The sequence below is a fragment of the Nocardia sp. NPDC046473 genome (genome assembly GCF_040645995.1).
Lineage (GTDB): Bacteria > Actinomycetota > Actinomycetes > Mycobacteriales > Mycobacteriaceae > Nocardia.
Genome location: NZ_JBEYZJ010000001.1, coordinates 120,677 through 134,447, shown reverse-complemented (window position 1 = coordinate 134,447; position 13,771 = coordinate 120,677). Strand labels below are relative to the sequence as shown.

Here is a 13,771-nt window from a genome sequence, read left to right as displayed (position 1 = left end):
ATGAACGACAACCACGGCACACCGGCGGCTCGGATCCGATTGCGGGCCGACCGGGTGCGCCTCGGCTATCGCGGCCGCACCGTCAGCGATCAACTCTCGGTGGATATTCCGGACGAGGCCTTCACGGTCATCATCGGTCCCAATGCCTGCGGGAAATCCACCCTGCTCCGGGCGCTGGCGCGGTTGCTCACTCCGGAAGACGGCGCCGTGCTGCTCGACGGCAAGACCATCCCCACCTATCCCGCCAAGGAGGTGGCCCGCCGCATCGGCCTGCTCCCGCAGTCGGCCATCGCCCCGGACGGCATCCGGGTCGCGGATCTGGTTGCGCGCGGCCGATATCCGCACCAGACCCTGCTCCGCCAGTGGTCGCAGGCGGACGAGGCCGCGGTCGCCGCGGCCATGGCGGCCACCGGCGTCACCGACCTGTCGGCCCGCTCGGTGGACGAGTTGTCCGGTGGGCAGCGGCAGCGCGTCTGGATCGCCATGGTGCTGGCGCAGGAGACGCCGATCATTCTGCTCGACGAGCCGACCACCTACCTGGACATCGCGCATCAGATCCAGCTGCTGGATCTGTGCCGCACACTGAACCGGGAATCCGGCCGGACCGTGGTCGCCGTGCTGCACGACCTGAACCACGCCTTCCGCTACGCCGATCACCTCATCGCCATGCGGGACGGCCGGGTGATCGCGGCCGGTGCGCCGCGCGAGATCGTGACCGCCGAGCTGGTGCGGGAGGTCTTCGCCCTCGGCTGCCGGATCATCGACGACCCGGAAACCGGTGCGCCACTGGTGATTCCGCTCGCCGAGAACGCGGCGGGGGTGAGCTGACGCCGCATCGGGCGGCGGTCGATGCGGTGACGAGGGGATTCATTTCCCATCGGAAGCGAATTTAGGTTAGCCTATGTTTCTCTACTTCCTCGGTGGCAGCGCACCGGGTGGACCGAGGGCGGGGTCGCAATACGTTGATGGTGAAGGGGTTGGGGTGGGACTGGTGGAAGTCGTCGACGCGCGCGCAGGTCAGCCCGGTTTGCCATGCACCGGAACGCAACTGGGCTGCTGGCACGCCCAGCGCCTCGCCCCGGCATCGCTCAGTTACCCACGGGTCTCCCCACAAGACAGAAAGAACACCCAGCCATGTCGCCTCACCGAATGACGGCACGCGCCCGTGCCGCCGCCGCTCTGCTCATCCTCGCACTAGTCGCGGTGCTGGCAGGCTGCGGAAGCTCGGCCTCCGAAGTGGAGAGCACGTCCGACACCCGCCAGGTGCAGACCGCCAAGGGCACGGTCGCCGTGCCCGCCGATCCGCAGCGGATCGTGGTCGTGAACGGCGGGCTCGCCGGATTCCTCTACGACCTGGGTGCGAAGGTCAAGGCCGCGGATCCGCGGATCCTCGGCGTCACGCTGAAGCCCGGTGAGTTTCCCACCGCCTGGGCCGCGGACGCCAAGCAGCAGGGCACCGTGACGGTGCCGTCCGGTGACAGCATCAACCTGGAGTTCATCGCCGCCCAGCAGCCGGACCTGATCATCGGTGGCGGGCCGGGCTTCCCCGGCCAGCAGTCGATCAACGACTACGACAAGCTCGCCGCCATCGCACCGACCGCACTGGTGCCGTCCAACAGCAGCAATTGGCAGGACCAGCTGAAGTCGGTGGCCGACATCGTGAATCGGTCCGCGAAGGTGGACGACCTGATCGGCGCGTACAACGACAAGGTCGCGAAGGTCAAGGCCAGGCTGCAGGCGCCGAAGGGCGCGGCGGCGGTGTTCCAGTCGCGCGGGGATCTCAAGCCTTCCGTGATCGCCCCCGGCACGCCGCTGGCTTCCCTGCTGACCGCGGTCGGTATCACTGTCGACGACAAGGTCGAGGCGAAGGCAGGCAACCCGAGCCGCCCCGCGGCCGCCGACTGGGTGGCCTTCAGCCCCGAACTGCTGAGCACCGTCGTCGACGCCCCGGTGCTGTTCGTCGTGCGACTCGAAGGCGGCCGGACCATCGCCCAGCTGAAGGACGATCCGATGCTGGCCAAGCTGCCTGCGTTCCAGGCAGGCCAGGTCTACGAACTGCCCGCGACCAGCCAGCGTCCCGACTACCGCAACGCCATGGCAACCCTCGACCTGCTGGCCGAGCGCTTCAAGTGACGGCCGTCGGCGGCCTGCTCATCGATACCTCGTCGCAGCGACGTCACCGGCCGCGGCGCCGCTGCTGGGAAAGGAAACGCCTTGATGGATCGTGCCGCCTACACCGAACGGATCGTGGAGGTGCTCTCGGGTGAACACGGAGCCAAAGTCGGCTATCCGATCGGATTGTGCGAGGTGGCGGTGCTCCGCACCGAAAAGGTCGGCACCGGCCTGCTGCGCATCACCTTCGGCGGCGCGGATCTGGCCGGGTTCCACAGTTATGTTCCGGATGAGCATGTGCGCCTGATCTTTCCGGACGAACACGGTGTGCTGCTGCTGCCCCGCAAGGACGGGCTCTCCCTGGAATGGGGCTCGCCGCGACCGATATCGCGCGAATACACGGTGCGCCGCTTCAGCGCCGAGGACCGCGAACTCGATATCGATTTCGCCATCCACCCCGGCGGCCTCGCCTCGGACTGGGCGCTGAACGTGCAGCCGGGCACCAGGATTCACATCGCGGGCCCGCCCGGCGGTGTCGTGGTGCCGAAGACCTACGACAAGTATCTGCTCGTCGGTGACATCACCGCCCTGCCCGCCATCGCCCGCTGGCTGGAATGGTTGCCGCGCACCGCATCCGGGTGGGCGATCATCGAGGTGCGCGGGCCCGAGGAGGAGATTCCCCTCGATCCGCCGACCGCCATCGACGTGCGCTGGGTGCATCGCGGCGATGCCGAACCCGGCACCGGAGACACCTTCGAAAAGGCCGTCCGCAGTATCGAAGTGCCTGCCGGAGAACGGGTTTACGCGTGGCTGGCCGGCGAGTCGGGCGTGCTGAAACCGCTGCGCCGCTGGGTGCGCAACGACCTCGGCATCGATCCGAAGGACTATCTGATCGCCGGGTACTGGAAACGCGGCGTCGCCGACTACGACCGAGACGAATGAGTAACGTCGACACCGCGGTCGGCCTCGGGAGTTGGTCGACAGGAGGGGTTGAGCACCTGATGAACGAACGTTTTCGCGACCGGCCGGAGCAGTCCGCCCGCCGACGGGTACTGCGGGCGGTGGCCGGTTGTGCCGCAGCCGTGTCGGTGCTGCTGGCGACCGGCTGCACCACAGGCGAGCAGTCCACCGACACGGCCGGCGCCTCAGTGGGCGGAGCCTTCCCGGTCACCCTCCAGTCAGCGCTCGGACCGGCGACGATTCCCAAGGCGCCGAAGTGAGTGGTCACCCTCGGGTAGGGCTCCACCGACACGATGTCCGCGCTCGGCCTGCCGCTGGCCGCGATGATCGGCGGATTGCTCACCGGGACATTCGTTCTCGTGGTCAGTGCCCTGAGCAAAGCGGGAAATCAGCGGCTGGTGCTCGTTGGCGTCGCGGTCACCGCGATCATGTCGGCGTTGACGCAATGGATGTTGGTGCAGGCCGATATTCGCGATGTCGGCCAGGCGCAGCTGTGGCTTGTCGGGGCGTTGGAGCCACGGCAGTGGTCGCAGGTGTGGCTGACGTTGTGGGGCATCGGCGGGCTGACGATTCTCGCGATCGCCCTTGCCTTTCCGTTGCGCGCGATCGCACCGGGCGAGGACGTCGCCGTCATGCTCGGCGTCCGGATCACCGTGGTGCGGCTGTTGCTGTTGCTCACCGCAGTGCTGTTGACGAGTATCGCGGTCGCGGCGGCCGGACCGGTCTTCGCGGTGGCATTGATCGCACCCCAGGTGACGGTACGACTGAGCCGACTCGCGTCGCCGCCGCTACTCGCCTCCGGAATCATGGGAGCGCTGCTGCTGACCGCGGCGGACCTCTGCTCCCGGACCCTGTTCGCCGATCCACTCCCGGTCGGCGTGGTGACGGCGGCGATCGGCGGTCCCTTCCTGGTGCTGGTGATCCTGCGCGCGAACCTGGCCACCGCCGTCGGGCGCGCGCCGTTGCGGCGATGGTGGCCATCACGGAACTGAAAGTGCTGGGGCACAGCGCAGTTCAAGGGAGACGTGCTCAGCGAGCCGGTTGGTACCGGTTCTTCAGGAAGTAGTCGACGACCGTGCGGCCGAGGGTGTAGCCGTTGTCGAGGGACAGCCGGAAACCCGCGGACTGCTGCTCGAGGTGGTCGAGCACGCTCTGGCCGGGATAGGGCTGGTCGAAGTTGCTCACCGTGCGCAGCGACAGATACCGGTCGAGGTAGCCGTGGCGGTCCAGCACGGCGGCGGTGGCGTTGTCTTCCATCTGCGTCGTGCAGTAGTTGCCCTGGCCGTTGGTGCGCACGCCCATGATGTGGCGCGCGGTGTCGGAGAGCTCCTTGCCGGAGTACCAGTCGTCGCCGGTCATGGTGTCGCACTTGACAACCGACGGCTTGCGGTCGCCCTGCCCGAACTGGGCGCGTTCGGCGGCGGCCTCGGGGCTGTCGGCCAGGGTGGCGTGCTCGGTCAGGCCGAACGCGGTGTCGACCAGCTGCTCGTTCAGGTGGTAGGCGGCGGTGTTGTAGTTCTCGACCGGGCGGTAGCCGTGCGGCAGGCCCGGCGCCTCGGCCGGGACGAGGTGGTTGCCGAGGTCGAAGTCGACGATCCAGCGGGCCCAGGTCGCGGAGCCGAGGGTGGCCTGGTCCGGCGGCGCGCCCGCGGTGCCGACGGTGAGGAAGTGGGCGTTGCTGAAGTCGAGTTTCGGGCTGTCCAGCACGGCCATCATGGTGGCCGCGGCATTGGTCTTGCCCTGTCCGGTCTCGGCGACGCACAGTCCATCGGCATTGCAGTGCACCGGCTTGTACGACGTGGGCACGTCCACGGTGATCGGCAGCGACTCGCGCTGCAGCCACGGCTCGACCTCCGGGTCGAACATCGTGATGACCAGCACACCGACCTTGACCGGCGCCGCGTTCGACGCACTCCCGCCGCCGCAACCGGCCGCCATGGCGACCGTCGTGAACACCGTCAGTGCGACTATCCAGCGACGTAGAAGCATCAGATGATCCTATGACAAGCCCCCTTGCCACCAACCGGTGGACCGCGACCCGCACGAACGCCCGGTCACGCCGACCGAGGCCGACCCGACAAGCCCGAAAGGGCACCCATGTAGGTTGGACGGCAGGTTTTCTTGCGGCACAAGCGGAACCACCAGACCGCCGCTACCTGCGGATTCGGTGGGCTCGCTTGGTCGGGCGGTCACTTGCACGCTCGTTTGTCGAACAGTCGGTGGAGCGCGGCGAGGTCCGCGCCGAGTGAAAGGCCCATCAGCATGACGTCATCGGCGGGATCGAACGCACGCGCCCACATCGGGGTCACCGGCCTCGCAGTGATGGGGAGCAATATCGCGCGCAACTTCGCCCGGCACGGACACACTGTCGCGCTGCACAACCGCAGCATCGCCAAGACCGACGCGCTGCTCGCGGCGCACGGCGACGAGGGTGACTTCGTCCGCACCGAGACGATCGAGGAGTTCGTCGGCGCGCTGCAGAAACCGCGCCGCGTGCTGATCATGGTCAAGGCCGGCGATCCGACCGACGCGGTGATCGAGGAACTCGCCGCCGCGATGGACGAGGGCGACATCATCATCGACGGCGGCAACGCGCTGTTCACCGACACCATCCGCCGGGAGAAGTCGCTGCGCGAACGCGGCCTGCACTTCGTCGGCGCCGGCATCTCCGGCGGTGAAGAGGGCGCGCTCAACGGTCCGGCCATCATGCCGGGCGGGCCCAAGGAGTCCTACGAGGTGCTCGGCCCGCTGCTCGAGTCGATCGCCGCGCAGGTCGACGGCACCCCGTGCTGCACGCACATCGGGCCGGACGGCTCGGGTCACTTCGTGAAGATGGTGCACAACGGTATCGAGTACGCCGACATGCAGCTCATCGGCGAGGCCTACCACCTGTTCCGGGACGCGCTCGGCTTCGACGCCAAGCAGATCGCCGACGTGTTCACCGGCTGGAACCAGGGCGAACTGGAAAGCTACCTGGTCGAGATCACCGCCGAGGTGCTCAACCAGACCGACGCCAAGACCGGCAAGCCGCTCGTCGACGTCATCCTGGACGCGGCCGAGCAGAAGGGCACCGGCCGCTGGACCGTCAAGGCGGCGCTCGATCTCGGTGTCCCGGTGACCGGCATCGCCGAGGCCGTGTTCGCCCGCGCGCTGTCCGGCGCCACCGACCAGCGTCGCGCCGCCGTCGGCCTCGCCTCAGGCAAGCTTGCCGACAAGCCCACCGACGCAGAGCAGTTCACCAAGGACATCGAGCGTGCGCTGTACGCGTCCAAGGTGGTCGCCTACGCCCAGGGCTTCGACCAGATCGCCGCCGCCAGCACCGAATACGACTGGGATCTGCACCCCGGCGACCTCGCCACCATCTGGCGCGGCGGCTGCATCATCCGCGCCCAGTTCCTCAACCGCATCAAAGACGCCTACGACACCAACGCCCAGCTGCCGAGCCTCATCCTCGACCCCTTCTTCCAGGAGGCCATCGAGAACGCCATCGACAGCTGGCGCCGCGTCGTGGCCGCCGCCGTCCAACTCGGCATCCCCGTCCCCGCCTTCGCGTCCTCCCTCGCCTACTACGACGGCCTGCGCGCCAAGCGCCTCCCCGCCGCCCTCACCCAGGCCCAACGCGACTACTTCGGCGCCCACACCTACGAGCGCATCGACCTCCCCGGCAAATACCACACCCTCTGGAGCGGCGACCGCACCGAAATCCAAACCGACTGACCACCCACCCAAGTGCCCGGCCACCCATCGGCCGGGCACTCGCCATTTCTCCCCACGTCCACGCCGCGCACAACGTCACCCGCCGCGTTCGATACCGCCAACGATCTCGAGCGCGGCCCGAAAAGACATGCGCGGCAGTCAGTCTCGACTAGGTGTCGATGGTGGCGCAATGCGCAGCCACGGTGTCGACGAGCCGCGTACGCAATCGCGCCAATACCGGGTCGGTGCTGCTGCGATCGGCGTCGGCCAATGCGCCGGGCAGTCCGGCGGCGATTTCGCGAGTCCGTGCGACGAGTCGATCAGGATCCGTCCCTGCCTGCTGCGCGAACTTCTCGACGTGATGCAAGGTGACCTCACCGAACTTCGACCGACCCCCGATCGGCATCGCCACTCGACCCAGATCCGATCCGCGTTCCGGATCGTATGGCAGCGAACTCGCTACGTCGTAGATCGGCGCGAGAGCGATGTCGAGTCCGTTGAGGACGACCGAGTAGTTCTTGGCATGGGCATCCGGTGCGCCGAGCAAGTATTGGGCGACAACAATATCGGTGAATCGGTCGACGTCGCGCCTACTGGCCTCACGGGCGAGTAGGCCCGCGATCGCAGTGGCCGACGGCCCACCTTCCGAGGCATACTTGCGCTCGGGCGGCACCGACAGCGCTTGGCACATGTCCTCCTGATGCAGCCGGAGCACCTGGCCATCAGCACCGCGTAACCGGTCGTACCGTTCGACAACAATCGCCCCGACGCCATCGAACTCGATGAATTCCGATGCCGCTGCAACGATCCCGAGCGCCTCCAGCGCACGCAGGCACAGATGCTCGTTGAACGCCTGCCCCGGAAAGCGTCCGATTCCCGGTTTGATGATGTGCGTGCTGGCCGCGTTGCCATGCACATATGCCCACCCGCCCGCGGTGCGGACGGCTGCGAACTTGGACTGGGCTCCCGCCAAACTCCAACGCTCGTCGGCGCGGGTCCACTGCGCCGGCGCACTCCGCAGGCCGCGCAACCGCGCACCGATCTGCACGTCGGTGACTTCTTCCACGCTGCCTGGCCGGGTCAGCACATCCTCGACATCCTCGGGTGCCGCCAATTGCACAGCGCCGGCACAGTCGCGACCGATGTGTTCGAGCAGTGCGGTCGCACTGGGCGACGACACATCGAACTCGCGAGCCAGCCGTTCCCGCACATTGGCATCATCGGGCAGCAGGTTCGTCAGCCACGGTGCGGTGACGCGATGGTCGTAGGTTCGTCCCACCGCCGGAGGCATCGACAGCGACAACGGGGTGGCATCGAGGTCGACGGCGTAGTCGTCGACGTAGGTGAAGCGGGGCCGCCCGCCGACGTGCGTGACGGCCCCGACCAACACTCCGTTGAGGATCACCACCAGATCACTCATGAGGCTCCGGCGGTTCCGGGTTCGGCGGCTCCGCACCCTGCCGGATCCGATCGAAGACATCCTGAATCGCCTGTTGATCACGTGAGGTCGTGGTGCGGTGCGACATGGGCACAGTGACCACTTGCAGGCCTAGCGCACTAGCGATTTGGATGATGCGACCGATCTCCCCGTTCGGGCTACCGGTCTCGACCCGACTGACAAGTTGGCGAGAGACCCCCGCCAACTCCCCCAGCTGTTCCTGGGTCAACCCCGCGTCAACACGCGCCTTACGCAACGCCGCGCCGAGCTGGACCAGCTGGCGTCGTGTCCGAGGTTGCGTCATGACGTTACGGTACCATCACCGGCACCGCATGTTGTGGAACTACAACATTGTCCATGACAATGATGGCTCAACAGTGCACAATGTTCCAGATCCATTACATGGCGCACATGTTATAGATTCATAACATGGACAGGGCGCCCCGATGGCGGACGACCAGCTCACGCGATCGCGACGCGGGCCGGAGGTCAGTTGACTTGGTACTCGGCGCTGCATTCGCCGTTGGTGTAGTTCGGGCCTTCGCCGTGGTTGAAGACGCCTAGGTTCAGCAGGACTCGACCCGGTTTGGTGGGGAGGCCGGTGATGGTGAGGGTGTTGTCGGAGCCTTTTACCTGGGCGGAGGTGTCGGCTACGCCGCTCTTGCCGGTGGTGATGTTTGCCCAGTTGACGGTGAATTTCTGGTCGTAGGCGAAATCTGTGCCGGCGTTGGTGTGCAGTTTCAGATCGACGGCGCCGTTGCTCGAGGTGGCGAAGACGTCGCTGACGGCCGGGGTTTGGAACGGTTCCACCGGGACCGGGTAGCTCATTGTGCATATCGGCGCCGAGGGATCGTTCGGGGCGGCGAAGGCTGCGGGTGCGCCTGCGGCGGTTACGGCGAGGGCTGCGATCGCGGCGATCCGCAATAGGCCAGTGCGGGTTCCTGATTTCATCGAACCGTCCCATCAATCATCGAGATGTACTGGATGAACATGGTTGCCGCGCTGTGGAATAACGGCCGACAACGTCGGCAACCGACACAAGCCTAGCGAGCACAACGGCGTCGTGGCAACGCCAGAGAATTCGAAACATGCTCTAGCAAAAGGGATCTCGACGAGCAAGACGTCAATATATCTGGGGCACAGCAATTCTGGCGATGACCTGCGAAGACACGACGAACGGTCACGCTGCGCACCGAACCGCTCGCGAACCGATCACCGTTGTCCGACGGGTCCGAATCGATATCCGGCAACCCGGCCGAGCCGCACGAGTGTGATCCACGACACGATCTCCGGAGAAATTGCTGGCAGCTTGCAGTTGTCCCGGTCGCCGTTGCGCATCGAGGTGGCGGCACTTTGCACGTCAGGCGCGAATTTTGCCGAACGGCGCGGCATCATGGCAGATATGCGCGTACTTATTCAGCTTCGTCCGACCGTCGATCTGATTACCGCAGTGGCCGACCGTGCGGTTCCGGTGGCCTCCGCAGATGTTGCCGGGCATCTGACCGGGATCGCGTTGGATCACTCCTATACGCCGGTCGCGGTGCCGAAATCCGTTCCCCCGGTGTCCGATACCGGTCCGCTGAGCTATTCGCTAGACCCGGCGGACGCCTCGGTGCTGGTGCGCGGCGAGATCGACGATGACGACATCGCCGACAGCGTGTCGCAATTGTCGGCAGCGCGCGGTGTCACCGGCGTTTTCGCCGATCCGGTGATCCAGACCAACCTCACGTGTGGCGACACCCCCGCGGTCGGCAACTGGCACGATGTCGAAACCCTGTTGCACCACGGCGATCTGGCGGCCGCGGGCTTGGACGGTACGTCGGTGGCATTGGCCATCGTCGACACCGGTATCAACGCCGCGAAGGTCAAGCAGGTGCGCGGCGGGCAGGTGACCATCGATAAGGCGCGCAGCTGGAATCCGGCCGGGGTCACCGGCACGGCGGGCGAGTTCCCGGTGGACCACGGCTCGATGTGCGCGTTCGACGCGCTCATCGCCGCACCGAAGGCGACGCTGCTCGACCTTCCGGTGCTGCAGAGCAAGCGGCAGGGCGGCACCGTGATGGAGGGCCTGCTGTCGGACGCACTGGCCGGGTACGCCCACCTGCGCACGGTGCTCACCGATCAGCCTGCCGCGTCGCGGGCCTTGGTGATCAGCAACAGCTGGGGATCGTTCTCGCCCAGTTGGGATTTCCCCGTCGGGCAGCCCGGCAACTACTCCGACAATCCGTCTCATCCGTTCAACGTGATCGTCGGCTCGCTCGAGGCCGCGGGCGCCGACATCCTCTTCGCCGCGGGCAACTGCGGGCGCGAGTGCCCGGACGGCCGGTGCGCGTACACCAGCAAGCCGATCGGCGGGGCCAACTCGCATCCGAGTGTCTTGTCCATCGCGGGCGTCGACACCAAGGGCCAGCGGGTCGGCTATTCCTCACAGGGCCCCGGCCGATTGACCGACCGCAAGCCGGATATCTGCTCCTACACCCACTTCCTCGGGTCGACGGTGTTCGGCGCCACCGATCCGGACACCGGCACCTCGGCGGCCACTCCGGTCGCGGCGGGCCTGGTCACCGCCATCCGTACCCGATGGTCGGCCACTGAACTGCCGCCCGCGCAGCTGCGAGCGTTGTTGCAGCGCACCGCGATAGCAGAGGCCGGTGGTTACAACTACGACTACGGATACGGCGTCGCTGACGCCGCCGCGATCCTCGCGGAGCTGAATCGAACGGCGGCCCGCGCGTAACGTAGTGGCCATGCCGCTGCTCACCATTCGGCTCCCGCAGGAGGCGACCCTGGAGGCCGCCCTGCGGGAGCTGAAGCTCACCGCTGACGACGTCGATACCGCCTATGGCCTGGTCGCCGTGGATCCCGCGAACGGTCTGTACGCGCTGCGGGTGACCGACGCGGCCGCCGCACGCATGACCACCGCCGGACCCGGTGTCGAAGTCTTCGCCGACCCCCGCATCGAACCGGGCAACGGATCGATCGATCCGAAACCCCGTACGTAAGAATCAGTTCCGGAAAAGCAGCATCCCGGCGATACCGATCGGTGACGCCGGGACGCGAACTGCTATCGGGCGATCGAGTCCGCCCATTCGATGACGGCGGCCCGATACTCGGCGGTGTTCGGTGCGAGATTCACCGAATGCCCACTGCCGGGCAACACAAAGGTGCGCAACTTCGCGTCGGGGCCGAAATACGGTGCCTCCGCGGCCTGCAGCGTCGCGCTGTTCGCACAGATCGCGAAACCCGGCCCACAGGACAGGATGTCCATGCTGCCGTTGACCACCATGGTGGGTGCGGTGATGAGGCTGGACATGCCGGGCAGGGTGGACATCAGCCCGTCGGGATATTCGGTGAGCGAGAAGGTTTCCTTCGTCGCCTCGTCGGCCGCGACCACCTGTGGATCGAAGTTGTCGGGGCCGTAGAAATCGGCTCGGCGAGCGCCCGGCCGGGACACCAGGTAGCCGGGATCGTATCCGCGAAGGGCGAAGGCCGGATCCTGGACGGCCGGATAATACGTGCTGATCACACCGAGGACTCCGGGAATGTTCAGCGTGTGTGAGTATCCGGTGAGCAGCACGCCGTCGACGTCGTGATACTTGGTGGCCTCCATGACGGAGGTGCCCGAGCTCAGCGAGTGCCCACCGGTGATGACTTTGCCGAACGGCCGTGCGCCACCGAGACCCTGCCGCAGCTGCTGCACGATGAGGTGCAGCGCCTCCGCGGTGGCGGTCGCCGTCAGCGTCACGCTCGGCGGCCGAGTGCTCGCGCCGTTGCCGAGCCGGTCGACCACCAGCGTCGCATAGCCCGCGCTATTCATCGCACGCCGGAAGTTGTACGTGTCCGGCTGGTACTGGAAATCCCAGTACGAGCCGTTGTAATTGGAACCCGCCATCAACACCATGACGGCGTCCGTCGGTTTGTCCGTCGCCTGGCACAGCGTTCCGGCCAAAGTTCCCTGCGGCACCGGGAAAGTGATCTCTCGGCATTGATCCGGCGGCGAAACTTGATCGGCTAGCGCAACACCCGGCGTCAGACAAAGAATTGTTGACATGACAAAAGCCCGTATTGAGGCCCGCACGCGACGCGCTCCCCTCGGAGGTACACGAGGATAACCACTGTGGCATCCTTGTTGAGTCATCAACCGGGAGGCTATCCCGCGTCCGGTTGATGCGCAATACCTATCGCGAAGTTGTGGCTACTCCGGTCGTCCGCCACCGCCGACGGAGATGTGTTGCCGCACTTGACAACCGGCTCCATCCGTCGGGCAGCCGGCCGGACTTCGCTTTTCGGGCAAGCCGGGTCGCGACCGCCTGCGGGCGGGAGCTCGGCCGGCTCCCGCCCTCAGGGCTATGCGTGGTCCACCTCCGCATTCACTCGCGCGGTGTGGTCATCGGAACATCGCCGCCAGCCAATCCTGCACTGCGGCTTGATAAGCAGCGGTATTCAGCGCGAGATTCACCGAATGCCCGCTGCCGGGCAATACAAAGGTGCGCAACTTGGCGGCGGGAGTGAAAAACGGTGCCTCTTCGGCCGCCAAAGTCGCGGTGCTCGCGCACGCGTTCAGGCACAACCGATCCAGGCTGCCGTCGACGACCATTACCGGGACATTGATGAGGTCGGTCGCAGGCGGCAGGGTGGATGTCAGACCGTCGGGATACTCCGTCAGCGAGAAGACTTCCTTGGTGGCCTCGTCGGTCGCGAGCACCGCGGGGTCGTAGTCACCGGCGCCGTAGAAATCCGCCGCCCTGGTTCCGGGTCGCGTGGTCAGATAGCCGGGGTCGTAGCCCTGACCGGCGAAATGTGGATCTTCGGCCGCCGGATAGTAGGTGGCCACCACGCCGGTCGTCCCCAGCAGGTCGAGACTGTGCGAAAACCCGGTCAGCAGAACACCATCGACATCATGGTTGGTGCTCGCCTCGATGACCGCGACACCGGAACTGAGCGAATGGCCGCCGGTAATGATCTTGCTGAACGGCTGCACGCCGGGCAGCCCCTGCCGTACCGCACCGACGACCTGATGCAGGGCGATGACCGAGCCGGTCGCCGTCAGCACCGCGCTCGGCGGCCTGGTGCTCGCACCGTTGCCGAATCGATCGACCACCAGCGTCGCATAACCCGCGGCGTTCATCGCGCGCCGAAAGTTATACGTCTCCGGCGCATACGGGAAATCCCAGTAGGTGTGGTTGTAATTGGAGCCCGGCATCAACACCAGGATGGTACTCGTCGGTGTCGCCGGCATACAGAGAGTTGCGGCCAATGTCCCCGTCGGCGGCACCGGAAAAGAAACCGCCGTACAGGTATTCGGTGGGGGGTTGTTGTCGGCGTGGGCAACCCCAGGCACCAGACACAGAATTGTTGACACGACAAATGCTTTTAAGAAGGCCCGCACGAGACGCGCTCCCCTCGGTGTTACACGAGGATAACCATTGTGGCACCCTACTTCAGTGATAAACCGGAGGCTAGCTCGCAATCTGGTTGATGCGCAACACCTATCGAAAATATCTACACACATTCGTGACTGTCGGAACCGCCGACGGAGAGACGTTGCGACACTTGCAAATACCG

At 66.2% G+C, this 13,771-nt stretch carries 14 protein-coding genes; 8 read left to right on the top strand and 6 right to left on the bottom strand.

What is annotated here, in order from left to right:
• The 5 genes from ABZ942_RS00655 to ABZ942_RS00635 all read left to right on the top strand — a co-directional run bounded on the left by ABZ942_RS00655 (position 1) and on the right by ABZ942_RS00635 (position 4,064).
• A complete protein-coding gene (locus tag ABZ942_RS00655; protein WP_357377606.1) occupies positions 1-828 on the top strand; it encodes an ABC transporter ATP-binding protein in 828 nt (275 codons plus the stop codon).
• 321 nt (positions 829-1,149) lie between these two features.
• Complete coding sequence (locus tag ABZ942_RS00650; RefSeq protein WP_357377604.1) at positions 1,150-2,133, top strand: ABC transporter substrate-binding protein; 984 nt, start codon at positions 1,150-1,152, stop codon at positions 2,131-2,133.
• An 84-nt stretch (positions 2,134-2,217) separates the two neighbouring features.
• Positions 2,218-3,054 carry a siderophore-interacting protein gene (locus ABZ942_RS00645; protein ID WP_357377602.1) on the top strand — a complete coding sequence of 279 codons (837 nt, stop codon included), beginning with the start codon at positions 2,218-2,220 and terminating at the stop codon, positions 3,052-3,054.
• Between the two features lie 59 nt (positions 3,055-3,113).
• Entirely contained in the window at positions 3,114-3,332 is a 219-nt protein-coding gene (locus tag ABZ942_RS00640) for a hypothetical protein (protein WP_357377600.1), read from the top strand.
• A 33-nt stretch (positions 3,333-3,365) separates the two neighbouring features.
• Entirely contained in the window at positions 3,366-4,064 is a 699-nt protein-coding gene (locus ABZ942_RS00635) for an iron chelate uptake ABC transporter family permease subunit (RefSeq protein ID WP_357377598.1), read from the top strand.
• Between the two features lie 37 nt (positions 4,065-4,101).
• On the opposite strand, the gene ABZ942_RS00630 is transcribed toward ABZ942_RS00635, so the two are convergent.
• Complete coding sequence (locus ABZ942_RS00630) at positions 4,102-5,061, bottom strand: purine nucleoside permease (protein ID WP_357377596.1); 960 nt, start codon at positions 5,059-5,061, stop codon at positions 4,102-4,104.
• A gap of 273 nt (positions 5,062-5,334) precedes the next feature.
• Here ABZ942_RS00630 and gndA point away from each other — a divergent pair, with 273 nt between their 5' ends.
• Positions 5,335-6,789: an NADP-dependent phosphogluconate dehydrogenase gene (gndA, locus tag ABZ942_RS00625; protein ID WP_357377594.1), complete on the top strand. Its 1,455-nt coding sequence runs from the start codon at positions 5,335-5,337 to the stop codon at positions 6,787-6,789.
• A gap of 148 nt (positions 6,790-6,937) precedes the next feature.
• Here gndA and ABZ942_RS00620 read toward each other — a convergent pair whose 3' ends face one another.
• The 3 genes from ABZ942_RS00620 to ABZ942_RS00610 all read right to left on the bottom strand — a co-directional run bounded on the left by ABZ942_RS00620 (position 6,938) and on the right by ABZ942_RS00610 (position 9,157).
• Complete coding sequence (locus tag ABZ942_RS00620; RefSeq protein WP_357377592.1) at positions 6,938-8,188, bottom strand: type II toxin-antitoxin system HipA family toxin; 1,251 nt, start codon at positions 8,186-8,188, stop codon at positions 6,938-6,940.
• Positions 8,181-8,510, bottom strand: coding sequence for a helix-turn-helix domain-containing protein (locus ABZ942_RS00615; protein ID WP_357377590.1), 330 nt, complete (start codon positions 8,508-8,510; stop codon positions 8,181-8,183). Before ABZ942_RS00615 ends, ABZ942_RS00620 begins: the two co-directional genes overlap by 8 nt.
• A 185-nt stretch (positions 8,511-8,695) precedes the next feature.
• Positions 8,696-9,157 carry a hypothetical protein gene (locus ABZ942_RS00610; RefSeq protein ID WP_357377589.1) on the bottom strand — a complete coding sequence of 154 codons (462 nt, stop codon included), beginning with the start codon at positions 9,155-9,157 and terminating at the stop codon, positions 8,696-8,698.
• Between the two features lie 451 nt (positions 9,158-9,608).
• Between ABZ942_RS00610 and ABZ942_RS00605 the strand changes: the two genes are divergently transcribed.
• Complete coding sequence (locus ABZ942_RS00605; RefSeq protein ID WP_357377587.1) at positions 9,609-10,943, top strand: S8 family serine peptidase; 1,335 nt, start codon at positions 9,609-9,611, stop codon at positions 10,941-10,943.
• Between the two features lie 10 nt (positions 10,944-10,953).
• Complete coding sequence (locus ABZ942_RS00600; RefSeq protein WP_357377585.1) at positions 10,954-11,208, top strand: hypothetical protein; 255 nt, start codon at positions 10,954-10,956, stop codon at positions 11,206-11,208.
• Positions 11,209-11,270: 62 nt separating this feature from the next.
• Here ABZ942_RS00600 and ABZ942_RS00595 read toward each other — a convergent pair whose 3' ends face one another.
• Both ABZ942_RS00595 and ABZ942_RS00590 read right to left on the bottom strand, forming a co-directional pair.
• Positions 11,271-12,170 carry an alpha/beta hydrolase gene (locus ABZ942_RS00595; protein ID WP_357377583.1) on the bottom strand — a complete coding sequence of 300 codons (900 nt, stop codon included), beginning with the start codon at positions 12,168-12,170 and terminating at the stop codon, positions 11,271-11,273.
• Between the two features lie 423 nt (positions 12,171-12,593).
• Positions 12,594-13,409, bottom strand: a complete 816-nt coding sequence (locus ABZ942_RS00590; protein ID WP_357377581.1) for an alpha/beta fold hydrolase — start codon at positions 13,407-13,409, stop codon at positions 12,594-12,596.
• Positions 13,410-13,771: the final 362 nt, after the last annotated feature.

Bases quoted from the DNA above. Each gene is read 5' to 3' on its own strand.
- ABZ942_RS00655 (WP_357377606.1), top strand. From the start codon at position 1: ATGAACGACAACCACGGCACACCGGCGGCTCGGATCCGATTGCGGGCC.
- ABZ942_RS00650 (WP_357377604.1), top strand. From the start codon at position 1,150: ATGACGGCACGCGCCCGTGCCGCCGCCGCTCTGCTCATCCTCGCACTA.
- ABZ942_RS00645 (WP_357377602.1), top strand. From the start codon at position 2,218: ATGGATCGTGCCGCCTACACCGAACGGATCGTGGAGGTGCTCTCGGGT.
- ABZ942_RS00640 (WP_357377600.1), top strand. From the start codon at position 3,114: ATGAACGAACGTTTTCGCGACCGGCCGGAGCAGTCCGCCCGCCGACGG.
- ABZ942_RS00635 (WP_357377598.1), top strand. From the start codon at position 3,366: ATGTCCGCGCTCGGCCTGCCGCTGGCCGCGATGATCGGCGGATTGCTC.
- ABZ942_RS00630 (WP_357377596.1), bottom strand. From the start codon at position 5,061: ATGCTTCTACGTCGCTGGATAGTCGCACTGACGGTGTTCACGACGGTC.
- gndA (WP_357377594.1), top strand. From the start codon at position 5,335: ATGACGTCATCGGCGGGATCGAACGCACGCGCCCACATCGGGGTCACC.
- ABZ942_RS00620 (WP_357377592.1), bottom strand. From the start codon at position 8,188: ATGAGTGATCTGGTGGTGATCCTCAACGGAGTGTTGGTCGGGGCCGTC.
- ABZ942_RS00615 (WP_357377590.1), bottom strand. From the start codon at position 8,510: ATGACGCAACCTCGGACACGACGCCAGCTGGTCCAGCTCGGCGCGGCG.
- ABZ942_RS00610 (WP_357377589.1), bottom strand. From the start codon at position 9,157: ATGAAATCAGGAACCCGCACTGGCCTATTGCGGATCGCCGCGATCGCA.
- ABZ942_RS00605 (WP_357377587.1), top strand. From the start codon at position 9,609: ATGCGCGTACTTATTCAGCTTCGTCCGACCGTCGATCTGATTACCGCA.
- ABZ942_RS00600 (WP_357377585.1), top strand. From the start codon at position 10,954: ATGCCGCTGCTCACCATTCGGCTCCCGCAGGAGGCGACCCTGGAGGCC.
- ABZ942_RS00590 (WP_357377581.1), bottom strand. From the start codon at position 13,409: ATGCCGGGCTCCAATTACAACCACACCTACTGGGATTTCCCGTATGCG.